A 13,837-nucleotide genomic window follows, 5' to 3' on the forward strand; every position below is an offset into this window, starting at 1 on the left:
TTCAACGTTTATCTACTTAAAACAAGATAAATTAAAACTTTAAGATAGCGCTCAGGAGTCAGGAATAAATGCCTCTGGGTAAAATTATCAAGCTTCTCAAAGGAGCTTTTCACAAACATCCTGCTGAGTCAGTAGACTCTTTGGAGTTGCCAGAAACGGAAAACAATCTGTCAATGACATCTGAGGAAAACACTGGTTTAGTAAAAACTAATGTTGGCGAAAATACATTAGAACAGCCGAGTGCGGAAATTACTCAAACATCTTTACCAACAATTTTGGAGGAAAAAAAAATGATTAACGTTTCAATGCTGCAAGACGAACTGCAAAATTTTGTCAGTGCTGCTTCTGAGGTTCAAGGTGCGGCTTTGGTAAGTCCCGACGGTTTGGCTTTGGCTTCGGTTTTACCTGGTGGAATGGATGAAGAACGTACTGCTGCAATGTCGGCATCTATGCTTTCTCTGGGTGAGCGTATCGGTCGGGAATTAGCCCGTGGAAGCATCGATAGAATTGTGGTGGAAGGTGAAAAAGGCTACGGTGTATTGGTTGGTTGTGGTGCTGATGCGGTTTTACTGGTTTTAGCTGGTGCTGGTGTAAAGCAAGGTTTATTGTTTCTAGAAGTTAAACGAGTTGTTGCCAAGATTGCACCGTTAATGGGTTGAGTCGCAACGCAATACAATCCTTATAACGATGTTTGGATTGACGATTTTATTTAGTTTCAGTCCAAATTTCTATAATGCTTCAATTCTTTAAGTACTTGAATTTATGCAACGTGCAACGCTAGGAAATTTCAGTAGTATTATTTGCTTCAAAGCTGCCATAACGGGTATGGAAGATGCTTTGGGAGAAAAAGCAGCCGCGATCGCCTTAACCGCAGCAGGTCGTCAGCGTGGTAAAAGTCTTGCGAAAGAGTTGGGTTTAGAAGCATCCACATCTTTCGAAGAAATTGCCGCAAAAATGAGGTCTGCTCTGGGTGCAGAAGGTACAAGATTATGCATTGTAGATCAGATCGTTCAAGAAGAAAATTCGATCAAAATTTATACTTCCGAAACTCTATGTTCTGCTAATGAAGAAGCAGGTTCTCCTCGTAAATGTACTTATACTTTAGGTGCTGTTTGGGGCGCTTTAGAACAAACTTTAGGCAAGCGTTTTCAAGGCAAACACACCGAATCCGTGCTTCGTGGTGGTAGTCATGACGTTTTTGAATTCGTAGAATTTGGATAAATTAATCCTGCTAAAAAGCAAATCCGAATTTCTACAAAAATCGCAGATTTTAAACTAATTCTTGGGTTAAAACCCTTGGTGCGGATAGTTTTCACTAGTTTTTTTGATTAATAATAGGAGCTTCTGGGAATGAGTATAGATCCACAAGCGTTTATGTCCACTTTGGAAAAGCGCGTTTGCTTAACAACAGATGATAAAGCACTGCTTAAATCAGAAGCAGACTGGGGAAAACAAATTGCTCCAGAAATGGCAGAACATTTCTACGCTTACTTAGGACGCGATGAAGAAATGAATTCGATTCTAACTGCTACAGATGGACGCATTCATCGTCTGCGGGAAACATTTATTGAATGGTTTCACGAAATGTTTACGGGTATGGATGATTGGGGTAAAGAGTATGCCGATCGCCGTTGGAAAATAGGTTTAGTTCACGTCCGGATCGGAATTGGACCTCAGCACGTTGTACCTGCGATGGCAACTGTAATTAGAGAAGCAGGCAATCGTGCGAAAAGCGACGCAAAAAGTGAAGAGATTAAAGACGCTCTTGGACGTATTTGTATGATTGACTTGGCTTTTATCGAACAGGCTTATGTAGAAGTCTCTTCAGAAGCTGTTTTGAGAGAAACTGGTTGGACTGAAGGTTTATTCAGACGTTTGATTGCTACTGGTGCTAATTCGATGTAATGGAAATTATTCCGTTTTATCAAGAAAAATTTCTGTAATGTATAATTATTTGCTTTGCTTTAGTGACTTACTAAAATAATGTAAAAGCTCGTCACTTTTAAGCAGTTTAATTTTTCTAATTTTTGTAGCGAAGGCTAGAAAATAATTGCTCGAAACCCAATTTTTCGGCAGTATGCTCTAATTTACTCGCTATTACTTACTCTCCCTGACTTTCAAAAAAATAGAAAAGTCGGGGATTTATCTTTCGACATATTTTTAAATAAAAATTTGTATTTACCCATACTTTTGTTTATAATTTAGTTAATTATACTGATCGTAGAAAAAAGTTTAATGGGTGTTTCTACGAACGCGATTTAATCGCTTTAAAATAGAATAAGCTTACCGTCTGCTTGACGTATAAGCCTTGTGGAGCCTACTCCCTATATTTTGATTAGATGAAGTATACGATTCTTTACTGATTCGTTTTTCAATCTACATAGTTTAGTTAGGGCTGCTGATACCCATTTGCAGAAAATTTTTCATATGGCGAACTTCTTTTCCTTGTTAGGGACATCTTTAACCAGCAATGCTGAGGTTAAAGCAGACAATGCATCGAATCAAAAGATAAACGAAAATAAAGCTGAATCAACTGCTTTAAGTGTCTATTTACTAGAGCGAAGAATAGATTGTATGTCTATTTCTTCAATTGTGCAGGCAATTTGCAAGGCCTGTACAGAAAATAAGAAAATAGTTGTAGCGAACTACAATATCCACAGTTTTAATCTGTCCATGCAATTGCCTTGGTATTACGAGTTCTTACAAAGCGCAGAGATTGCCAACTGCGATAGTGTCGGCATATTAAAAGCAATCGGCTATATGGGTTTGGATTTACCTTTAGATTACCGAACTTCATATACGCTCTTAATGCCTAAAATCTTAGAAAGCTGTAATAACCAAAATTTCTCTGTGTTTTTCTTAGGTGGAAAGCCGCAATATTTACAGACAGCTCTCGATAATTTGCAGATAGAATATCCGCAAGCTAATTTCGCCGGACATCATGGGTATTTCGATAAAAAAGACCCGCAAGCTAATCAAGCCGTAATCGATAAAATTAATGACTTTAAGCCTAATATCCTAGTTGTAGGCATGGGAATGCCGATTCAGGAACAATGGGTACAGCAGCATAGTCATGGCTTGCAAGTTAATGCCATTATGCTTGGTGGAGCTATTATCGATCGCATGGCTGGAGTTGTTCCAGATTGTCCACATATTTTAGCGAATGCTGGTTTTGAATGGTTTTATCGCTTTTGTCGCGAACCAAAACGTCTAGCAGCCCGTTATTTATTAGGAAATCCGGCTTTTGCGCTGCAAATTGCCCTGGCAGTATTTAATAAAACGTCTTTGCGAGTAGAACTAACCGCAAAATTATAGGGTAAAGCTTTTATTCTAATTTAGATTTTGCTACATACTTCAGTTTATTTGTGCCGACTTACTCATGTAGCTTGAGGTTGACTTCACTGGAAGCTGTTCGGCTGCCACTGGGTTAATTAGAACCGATCATATGCTTTATTTTCGCTTAAATAGATACAGAATAAAGCAGATTTTCGGCATTATTTAAGATTTATAAATTTTATGTCTAACTATGGCATTAAGAGAAGCCTATAGTTATCAGTTGGAAATAATTATATTTTCATTGGTAAACATCATGAAAATTTGTTACGTTATACAAACTCATCAAAACGCCGAGCAAATTTATCGTTTAGTTGATCGGATTCAAAAATCAAAAATTGAAAATCAAATTATTATTAGTCATGATTTCGGTAAATGTGATTTGGATGAGGTTGGATTCCAAAATCTTGGTATTAAAGTACTGAAAAATAATGGCGGAAAGCGTGGAGATTTTTTTGTAATTAAGTCTTATCTAAATGCTATCAAATGGTTGATTGATAATCGGGTTGAATACGACTGGTTGATTTATTTATCGGGTCAAGACTACCCAATTAAGCCAATAGCAGAAATTGAGCATTTCTTATCAGAAACTAATTATGATGGATTTATGGAATACTTTGATGTTTTTTCTCCAGAAAGTCATTGGAGTATGCAAGAAGGTAAAACTCGTTATTTATTTAAATATAATAATATTAATTTACTCAAAATATTTCCAAATTGGGCGAAGCAGTTACTTGTGCCAATAAAAATCATTAATCGCTTACAGCCTTTTGTGAGAATTAATTTGGCTTATGAAATGTTCGGCATCAGAAGAAAATCAATATTTAATGCAAACTTTGTTTGTTATGGTGGTTCTTCTTTTACGACATTATCTCAGAAATGTGTAGATTATTTGCATAATTTTTGCGAAAATCATCCGGAAGTTATCGAATATTACAAGAGAGTATGTAATTCAGATGAATCTTTCATCCAAACAATCTTACTCAATAGTAAAAAGTTTGATTTATACAACGGTAATCAACGCTACTTTGATTTTTCTAAAACCAAGAATGGGCGACCCAAAGTGTTAACCATTAGTGATTATGACGCAATTGTGCAAAGTAACGCTCATTTTGCCAGAAAATTTGACATATCTAAAGACAGTAAAATTTTAGATATTTTGGATCGAGAAATTACCAAAATTACAGCTAATCGATAAATTTTCGATTTGAATTTCTACAATAGTAGATGGGGAGAAGAATAATGACCAAGATACCAACAGTTAGCGTTATAGTTCCTGCTTATAACGTCGCTAAATATATTAAAGAAACTCTTGTTTCTTTAGAACAGCAAACATTTTCAGACTTTGAAGCATTAATAGTTGATGATGGTTCTGTAGATAATACTGCGGCTATAGTGCGGCAAATTTGTCAGAGAGATTCTCGGTTCAAACTATTACAGAAAGCCAACGGGGGCTTATCTTCCGCACGAAATTACGGTATTCGTCATGCACAAGGTGAGTATATTGCTCTGCTGGATGGTGATGATATTTACCACAAAGATAAATTAGCAACTCATATAGCTCGACTGTATAGAGACTCTGATATTGGGGTAGTTTACAGTGCTTCGCGGACAATTCGCGATGATGGAAAACCGACATTTATCACTTTGAGCGGTAAACCCATACATTCAAATAACGTATTAGCTTTATTATGTAAAAACTTTGTCGGACACGGTTCTAATGCAGTTTTTCGGCGCTGTTTGATTGATGAAGTCGGCGATTTTAATGAAAGTCTACGCAGTTGGGAAGATGTGGATTTGTGGTTGCGAATTGCTGCAACGCAAAAATGGCGGTTTTACCGAGAAAAGCGGATTTTATCTTACTACCGCGTGCGTCCTTCGGGATTGTCTTTCAATATCGTGCAAATGCGGAATTCTGGGGAGCTAGTTATTGAAGATGCAACATTGCGATCGCCACAGTTAGTCAAGCCGATGTTACCCACAGTTTACGCTTATATGTACCGTTATCTAGCGCGATTGTCTCTTCAGAGTGGTGATATGCAAACAGCACGGGATTTTATCGATCAAGCCTTAATGTGCGATAGATCGATTTTTTATCGAGATGTACGTTCCTTGGTGACTTTAATGTCGGTGCGTTTGTCATCGGTAGCGAAACTAGCCATCGGACGTTCTTTGGGCTTTGCAAAAACAGTACAAGGAAAACACTGATAGTGAAAGCAACTGCACTTTTCAAAAATGGCTTATGGATTTCCTATGCTACATTCGTAACCCGTATATTTGCTTTCCTCAGTAGTCTGGTTTTAGCAAGATTATTACAGCCATCTGACTTTGGAATCATTGGAATTGCCTACGTTTTTTGGTCTTTTTTCTCCTTGTTCATCCAGGATACTGCGGGTGCTTTCATTATTTATAAGGGCATAGAACACCCAAAATATGTCAATACTGCTTACACTATTAGCTTATTAGTGGGAATAGCTTTAGCGGTGGGGGTGGCAGCTACAGCCCCATTTGTAGCTATGTTTTTTAAAGAGCCAACATTGACGTGGATATTAGTAGCTTTTGCGTTTAATCTGATCCTCTCTTCCGCTAGCTACGTTTATTCCAGCGTCATGACGAGACAGTTAAAATATCGAGCGATCGCCAATATCACTTTAGTGAACTCGATTACGCGATTAGTCTCTACTACAGCCGCTGCTTTTTTAGGATTTAGCTATTGGTCTTTTGTAATCGGCGATACTGCTTCTTGGATAGTTAATTGCGTATTAACTCGCTACTATTCAAAGTATAAATTCCGGCTACAAATTGACCCAGAAGTAAAATCTGAAGTCAAATCTTTCTACTTTGGTACTGTTGCTTCTAGCTTTGGGTTATATACTAATTTCAATATTGATAATTTCACTGTAGGAAAATTGTTGGGTAGCACCAGTCTTGGTTATTACAATCTTGCGTATCAGCTAACAAATGCATTTTCAAGCATTGTAGGTGCGATCTTTAATCAACTAGGAATGCCAGTTTTTGCTCAATTATCACACGATCAACAACAAAAGACTCTGCTAAAGGTAGTAGAACAAACGGCGATTTTAACTGTTGCAATTTGCGCTTCAATTTTCTTAGTTGTAGACTCGCAAGTCGTCACTTTGGTGTTTGGAGCAAAGTGGATACCGATTGTTAACGTTATACCAGGATTACTAATTTTTTCCTACTTCCGGATTATTAATTCTTCACTATTCTCGATGTTAGTTGCTAAAGGTCGTCCCGATATTAACGCTAAAGTAAACTTACAAATAGCTCCAATTGCGGTAATTAGTTTTATTCTTGGTGCAAATTTAGGTGGGATTGTTGGAGTTAGTTTAGCTGTTGCATTAGTGCTAGGAGTTGGCTGGACTGTTTACTGGTGGTGGGTTGCTTGTCGCAGTTTAGGCTGGTCGTTTAAACAGTTTATTGTTCCCTGCTTTATACCGATTTTATTAATTATTCCAGGTCTTCTGATTTCATTCAGTTTACCTTTACTTATTAGACCATTTACATTAATTTTGACATATCTAATCAGTATCCGGATTTTTATGCCTCAAATGTTTGGTAAATATAAAATCAAAGTTAATCAATTGCTCAAACGTGTCCAGAATTTACGTCATAATAACTAGTAATCTTAATAGAAACATGACCATGACAAACAATCCAACACCGCTGATATCTGTAATTATCCCGGCATACAATGCAGAAAAAACCATTAGAGAGACAATTGCATCGGTTTTAAATCAAACCTTTCACAACTTTGAATTAATAGTAGTCAATGATGGTTCTCAAGATTCAACTTTGGACATCGTTTCTAATATCAAAGACCCTAGATTGCAAGTATTATCCTATAAAAATGCGGGTGTTTCCATTAGCCGCAACCGGGGAATTGAAAAAGCTCGTGGTGAATTTATTTCCTTTTTAGACGCTGACGACCTTTGGACTCCAGATAAACTGGAAGCGCAATTAAAAGCTTTACAAACAAATCCTCAAGCCGCAGTTGCTTATAGTTGGGTTGACTACATCCATGAAGATGGCACGTTTTTTCATCCTGGTCATTATGTGATGATTAATGGTAATGCATACGAAAGAATATTAGTCCAAAGTATTTTGGAAAATGGTTCTAATCCTTTAATTCGTAGAGAAGCATTAACTAAGGTTGGCGGTTTTAACCCGTCATTAACACCTGCTGAAGATTGGGATATGTGGTTGCGTTTAGCAAAGCACTATGATTTTGTAACCGTACCATATGCTCAGATTTTATATCGGATGTCTTCTAATTCGGCATCTACTAATATTGTAAAAATGGAAAAAGGCAGTTTAAAATTTATTGAACACGCTTTTAATGATGCTCCGGAATCCCTTCAACACCTCAAGAAAAACGCTCTTTCAACACTTTATCATTATCTGACCTTTAAATCGTTGGAATCTCCTTCAAGTCGCAAAAACGGTATAATTGCGATGCGGTGTTTTGGGAATGCGATTAAAAACGATTTATCGACTATTTGGAAATGGCAACCCATGTCGAAAGCGTTCTTCAAAATTTTTACAGTATTGCTTCTACCTCCCGAACAATATAAAAAGTTAAAAACTATAGTTAAAAAACTTGTGATTAAAGAACCTGTAAATCAACTGCAATGAGGTTAAAGGTTGAAAATTTATGTTTAATTTTGGTTTTGTTGTAGAACAAGCATTGGGACATATTACCCATTATCAAAACTTAAAATACTGGGTAGATCGAGACACTAGTATCCAACCGAATTGGATGCCTATAGGAGAAGATAAGGATATATGGGAAAAATTGCCAGTTATCCGTAACAACTGGTCGCTGCAAGTTAGTTTGCGTACCCGCAAGCACATACAGGCGGCTATGAAGCTGCAAACTCTGGACGCATTATACTTTCATACGCAGTCATTAGGGCTGTTTTCCATCCCTTTAATGCATCGTATCCCCACGATCGTATCCACCGATGCAACACCCCTCAATCTTGATAGCATTGCTGCTGGATACAACCATAAAGTTGGCGATCGCTATTTAATTGAACGTGGTAAATTTCATTGGAATAAAAGTACGTATAACGCGGCTGCTGCAATTATCACTTTCTGTGAATGGGCTAAAAAGTCCTTGATTGCTGACTATGGCATACCTGCCGAGAAAGTTACAGTAATTCCACCAGGGGTAGATTTGCGAAAGTGGCATTTTACACCCAAGGAAAAACTGCATTCTACCGCCACAAATCCCCTACGCTTGCTTTTTGTAGGAGGAGATTTTGCTAGAAAAGGCGGTTATACTCTGCTAGAAGCTTTTCGTAACGGTTTAGACCAAGACTGTACGTTAGATATCGTCACCAAAGATATTAATTTAAAACAAGAATTAAGCGGAACCCAGATTCGGGTACATTGCGATTTAAATGCTAACAGTCAAGCTTTAAGACAACTTTACGAACAAGCTGATATTTTTGTCTTTCCAACCGAGGCCGATTGCTTTGGTATAGTAGTTTCAGAAGCGATGGCAGCAGGATTACCAGTCATTACTACTGATGTCGGACCTTTGCGCGAACAAGTAGAACATAAAGTTAATGGTTTAATTGTACCGCCCTCAGATGTCTCGGCTTTGAAGAATGCAGTCCAAACTCTCAAAAACGATCCAGCAAAAATGACCGCGATGGGTGCTGTTAGCCGTCAGATAGCCGAAAAGCGTTTTGATGCCAAACGTAATTACGATCAAGTTCTTAGCTTGATGAAAAGTATATCTCAAAAATCGCCGCAACATATTAACGCCATTCACCATGTCTAATTCACCCGATATTGCCATTTTTCTACGTTGCCTTTACGGTGGTGGTGCGGAACGAATATTGCTTAATTTAGCTCGCGGTTTCGTACAGCAAGGGCTAAAAGTTGATATGGTATTAGCAAAATCGGTAGGCTCATTATTAGAACAGTTACCGTCAGAAATTCGACTTGTAGATTTAAACGCGCAGTCAAAGTTGAGTATGCTGCCAAAATTAATTAAGTACTTGCAGCAAGAAAAACCGGCAACAATGCTTGCAGCTTTACATTATCCTTGCGAAATAGCTCTCTTGGCAAAACGCATGAGTGGAGTATCAACGCGAATAGTAGTATCAGAACACAATCATCTGTCTTTAGAAGCCAAGCGAATTCCGCAACTTTCAGCACGTTTGACACCCTTTGCAGCCAGACTTCTCTACCCTTGGGCTGATGGTATTGTCAGTGTTTCTCAAGGAGTAGCGGCAGATTTAGCCAAGGTGACTCATTTACCCCCCGAACGTATCGATTTAATCTACAACCCAGTTATTACCCCGGAATTGTTTGTCAAAGCAAAAGAATCAGTCGATCATCCGTGGTTTCAAGAGGAACCACCAGTGATTTTGGCAGTAGGAAGGCTGCATCCACAGAAAGATTATCCAACATTGCTCCGTGCATTTACTCAAGTGCGGCAAGTGCGTCCGTGTCGTTTAGTCATTTTAGGAGAGGGTCCTGAAAAAGATAATTTAAATAATTTAATCGAGCAATTAGGCTTACAGGCAGATGTTTCCATGCTCGGTTTCGTTGATAATCCTTATGCGTATATGCGATCGTCAGCAGTCTTCGTTCTATCTTCCGCTTGGGAAGGTTTTGGTAACGTGATTGCAGAAGCCTTAGCTGTGGGAACTCCAGTAGTATCTACAAATTGTGAAAGCGGACCTGCGGAGATTTTGCACAATGGTAAATATGGTCAATTAACTCCAGTAGGCGATGCTAAAGCGATGGCTGAAGCTATTTTAAGCGTACTTTCAGGTAATACCAAACAAGTAGAAACAGAATGGTTAAATCAATTTAAATTAGAAAATTGTACTCAAAAGTATTTACAGGTATTAGGTATACCAGCAAAAACAGGTCAAAGGTTAAAGGTTAAAGGTTAAAGGTACTCCCTACTCCCTATTCCCTACTCCCTATTAATAATGTTGGAATTTAAGCCTATTAGTAATCAATCTGAATCAAAATCTGTAGCTAAACCATTTGCAGAACGGGTAGTTTACTGGACAATTCTCTTGACTCCACTTTGGTGGGTGTTGGGATTACAAACTATTGTCTATCCGGTTGTGAGCGCATTTTTACTAATAGCTGGTTTAAACTTAGATAAGCTGATTAAAAAATCTTTACCAGTTTGTAATTGGGCATGGTTGGGAATGACTTTAGCCGCACTTTGGACGAATATTTTCGGGTTAGAATCAATCGGTTTTGATCCTTTAAAAACAGCGGCTACATTCTTTACCTTATTTAAAGGCTATTTTATGATTTTCGGCTGCATGACTTTACCTTTTTGGCATCGCATTAAGGTACAAACCATTGTACGGGCTGTATCGTGGATGTCAGCTAGCTATTTAATACTTTTGACAATTCAACTGCTAATACTTTTTGGTTTGGGCCCGCAAGACCATTTTTTACCTCCTTTAGCGCGTTTAATTCCGGGTGAAAAAACCAGTTTGATGGTTAAGTTTGCGGAAATTCAGCCGTTTTTTGGTATTCCTTTACCTCGGACAGATCTCTACACAGCCGATCCTCCGATTTTAGGGGTTTGCGGTCTTTTGTGTTTCTTTATGTGTTTGAGCGAAACTAACCAACGTTTACGAAAATTTGCTTTGACTGGTAGTTTTGTTGGCTTAATAATTTCTCAAAGCCGTCTTGCTTGGGTGTGTTTTCCGTTAGTTTGGATAATTATATATTGTTTTCGTAGCGGGTTGGCTCGACAAGCTTATTTGTGGGTGATATCTTTAACTTCTTTGTTTGCGGCTGGATTAAGTTTGAGCATTAAAGACTTCATCGCTTTACCTTTATCTACTTTCAATAATGCTCGTGCTGATTCATCAAAAGACCGAGAATTTATTGTAAATGCGACTATCGATGCATGGAAAGAATCACCGTGGTTAGGGTGGGGAATTGTGGAAAAAACCGCAAGTTGGGGGAATGGAGTTTTTGTACTGCCTTTAGGAACGTTTTCTTCCTATGCTCAAGTACTTTATATACACGGTATTTTCGGTTTTATCTTCTTTATTCTTGCTTTAGTTTCAACTTTATGCAGCTTTTGGAAGCCCGCTATTCAAGGAAACCCCATTTGTCAGCGTGCATTTGGCTGTTTAGTAGCTTTATATTTATTAATTCATGCCACTAATTTAACTTGGATGGCAATTTATTTTTGGTTCTTCTTTATTTGGTTAGGAGCGGTTTTATCTGAAGTACAGCAGCAACAGCCGAATGTTACCCAATGGGGAGATTTAGGGGTTAGGAGTTGGGAATGAGCAGGTAATAAATTTTGAATTTTAATAACGGATGCTTTTTCTGGATTATAAATATTTCTCTTTGTCACCCCATCTACTTATTCCCCATTCCCTTTATTTAAACAATTTACAAAACAATCAATAACTTAGGATCAATATGAATAAAATAACAGCGATCGCAATTAGACACTGGAAGCCGGTAATACTTTGGAATCTATTGGTTTTAGGCATAACTACTTATGTTGCTACAACCACACCCCGCGTCTGGAATGCCACAGCCCAACTGACGATTCCCGCGACAAATGGCAATTTGGATGCTAGTTTGGGTATTTTGGGTTCTTTAAGAAAAGATTCCAATATTTCTGCTCCCGCAGACGGTCAATTAGAAATACAGAAAAGTATTTTAAACAGCGACACTTTGATGGAAAAGGTACTTATTGCAGACCCTTTGAGAAATGATTTTAAAAATTTGCCTGCTTACAAGTCCTTATTTCAAGTTTCTGTGGATGAAAATGCTCGCATTCTAACTGTAAATACTAAAAGTTTATCTCCACAATTAGCAGAATTACGGACAAACAATCTCATCACATTATTTCAGCAGCGACTCAAAGAATTGCGTCAACAAAACCGTTTATCAAAAAGGGAATTTAGTGCAGTTGAATTAGCAGAGGCTAAAAATAATTTGTTTTTGGCACAACAAACTTTAGCAGAATTTAAGAAATCTAGTGAATTAGTGGATGCGGACGAACAAACAAAAGCAATTGTTACAACCATTGATGGTTTAACCAAAGCTCAATTAGAAGCATCATCGCTAGCAAAATACAATCAAAATCGCGTTGATACTTTATCAACTCGTTTGGGAATGTCACCAAATCAAGCAATTCGTTCTTTAAGCTTGGGTGAAAATAAAGACTATCAATTTCTCAAAGATAAACTATCACAAGTAAAAGCAGATTTAGCCCGCGATCGCGCTAAGTATACAGATGACCATCCGATAGTTCAAGAACTTTTTAAACAGCAGGAAGTATTATCAAATCAGATCCAAAGCCAAATTAATCAAACTGGTGCGGGAACGTCTATCGATACTACAGTCAGCGGTCAGGGAGAAGGACGCGCCAATTTAATTCAACAATTAATTCTCGCAGAAACTGAAGCCTCCGGTCAACAAAACCGCGCTCAACAGATACAGGCTCAAATCAATAAGCTGAACGCAAACTTAAATTTTATTCCCTCACAGCAAGCAAAATTGGCAGAATTGCAGCGAAATGTTGATGTTGCAGAAGGTGTTTACAAAGGTTTAGTTGCTCAAGTACAGCAAACTAATATCGATGTTTTTAATGTTTATCCTAATGTAGAAATATTAGATTCACCTCGGGCTGATAGCAAGCCAGTTTCTCCTAAAAAATCATTAATGCTTTTGAATGCTGCGGTGGCAGGAATTATTGGTAGTCTTGCATTAATTTTACTTTTAGAAAGACGCAATCCACTGTTAAGTCCTCAAGATTTGAAAGACATGAAATTCCCGATAGTTGTTTCTATTCCTCAGTTTAAAGGTGGGGTAACATGGGAATTAGATGATACTAAACATGAAAAATTTCAACGTCTTGCTTCAGCAGTTAGCTTACAACATTTAAATAACCGTCATCTATTAATTACTAGTGCAATGGAAGGAGAAGGTAAAACAACTGTAACTTTAGGTTTAGCAAAAGCATTAGTAGATTTAGGTTTTCGGGTATTAGTAGTTGATGGAGATTTTATTCGAGCAGAATTAACCCAAAGCTTAAATTACGCTCAAGAATTAGACAGCAGAAATGCGGTTATTTCTATAGAACCGAACTTGGATTTATTGCCTACAGCACCACAAAGCGGCAACATTGTCAAAATGGTATCCCAGGGACGCTTTCAACGAGCCTTAGCAAGTGCTGAATCTCACGCTGAATACGACTATATTCTAGTTGATACTGCTCCACTCAGCGCTACAAGTGCAACAGCATTGATGACAGATCAAATTCCGAATGTATTGTTTGTTGTTAAACAAGGGATGAGTTTTAGTAACTCAGTTCGTGATGGTTTAGAACAGTTAATGGAACATCAAGCTCAAATATTGGGTTTAGTGGTAAATGGTGTAGAAACTTCTGATAAACCTTATAGACAACGTTTAGTTAATGAACAATTAACAATGAACAGTTAATAATTGGGCAAAGGTCAAA

12 protein-coding genes are annotated in these 13,837 nt (G+C 37.8%); all 12 read left to right on the forward strand.

Translation table 11 applies throughout. The features are described from left to right. Positions 1-68: 68 nt before the first annotated feature. The 12 genes from VB797_RS00275 (at position 69) to VB797_RS00330 (ending at position 13,818) form a co-directional block, all read left to right on the forward strand. A complete protein-coding gene (locus tag VB797_RS00275; RefSeq protein WP_323235607.1) occupies positions 69-659 on the forward strand; it encodes a roadblock/LC7 domain-containing protein in 591 nt (196 codons plus the stop codon). A gap of 103 nt (positions 660-762) precedes the next feature. After that, positions 763-1,221, forward strand: coding sequence for a hydrocarbon-binding protein (locus VB797_RS00280; protein ID WP_323235608.1), 459 nt, complete (start codon positions 763-765; stop codon positions 1,219-1,221). Positions 1,222-1,350: 129 nt separating this feature from the next. Then, complete coding sequence (locus VB797_RS00285; RefSeq protein ID WP_323235609.1) at positions 1,351-1,905, forward strand: protoglobin domain-containing protein; 555 nt, start codon at positions 1,351-1,353, stop codon at positions 1,903-1,905. A gap of 522 nt (positions 1,906-2,427) precedes the next feature. Further along, positions 2,428-3,315 carry a WecB/TagA/CpsF family glycosyltransferase gene (locus VB797_RS00290; RefSeq protein WP_323235610.1) on the forward strand — a complete coding sequence of 296 codons (888 nt, stop codon included), beginning with the start codon at positions 2,428-2,430 and terminating at the stop codon, positions 3,313-3,315. Positions 3,316-3,526: 211 nt separating this feature from the next. Next, on the forward strand, positions 3,527-4,531 hold the full coding sequence (locus VB797_RS00295; RefSeq protein WP_323235611.1) for a beta-1,6-N-acetylglucosaminyltransferase: 1,005 nt from the start codon (positions 3,527-3,529) through the stop codon (positions 4,529-4,531). A gap of 44 nt (positions 4,532-4,575) precedes the next feature. Further along, the gene (locus tag VB797_RS00300) at positions 4,576-5,541 is read left to right on the forward strand and encodes a glycosyltransferase family A protein (RefSeq protein ID WP_323235612.1); all 966 of its coding nucleotides are present in this window, start codon (positions 4,576-4,578) and stop codon (positions 5,539-5,541) included. 2 nt (positions 5,542-5,543) lie between these two features. After that, a complete protein-coding gene (locus VB797_RS00305) occupies positions 5,544-6,977 on the forward strand; it encodes an oligosaccharide flippase family protein (RefSeq protein ID WP_323235613.1) in 1,434 nt (477 codons plus the stop codon). Between the two features lie 22 nt (positions 6,978-6,999). Then, positions 7,000-7,989, forward strand: a complete 990-nt coding sequence (locus VB797_RS00310) for a glycosyltransferase (RefSeq protein ID WP_323235614.1) — start codon at positions 7,000-7,002, stop codon at positions 7,987-7,989. Between the two features lie 19 nt (positions 7,990-8,008). Beyond that, positions 8,009-9,145, forward strand: coding sequence for a glycosyltransferase family 4 protein (locus VB797_RS00315; RefSeq protein ID WP_323235615.1), 1,137 nt, complete (start codon positions 8,009-8,011; stop codon positions 9,143-9,145). Next, positions 9,138-10,271: a glycosyltransferase gene (locus tag VB797_RS00320; RefSeq protein WP_323235616.1), complete on the forward strand. Its 1,134-nt coding sequence runs from the start codon at positions 9,138-9,140 to the stop codon at positions 10,269-10,271. The genes VB797_RS00315 and VB797_RS00320 overlap by 8 nt, the downstream gene beginning before the upstream one ends. A 39-nt stretch (positions 10,272-10,310) precedes the next feature. Then, a complete protein-coding gene (locus tag VB797_RS00325) occupies positions 10,311-11,648 on the forward strand; it encodes an O-antigen ligase family protein (RefSeq protein ID WP_323235617.1) in 1,338 nt (445 codons plus the stop codon). 136 nt (positions 11,649-11,784) lie between these two features. Further along, positions 11,785-13,818 carry a GumC family protein gene (locus tag VB797_RS00330; protein WP_323235618.1) on the forward strand — a complete coding sequence of 678 codons (2,034 nt, stop codon included), beginning with the start codon at positions 11,785-11,787 and terminating at the stop codon, positions 13,816-13,818. Positions 13,819-13,837 lie beyond the last annotated feature (19 nt).

Source organism: Rivularia sp. UHCC 0363 (assembly GCF_034931125.1).
Lineage (GTDB): Bacteria > Cyanobacteriota > Cyanobacteriia > Cyanobacteriales > Nostocaceae > Rivularia.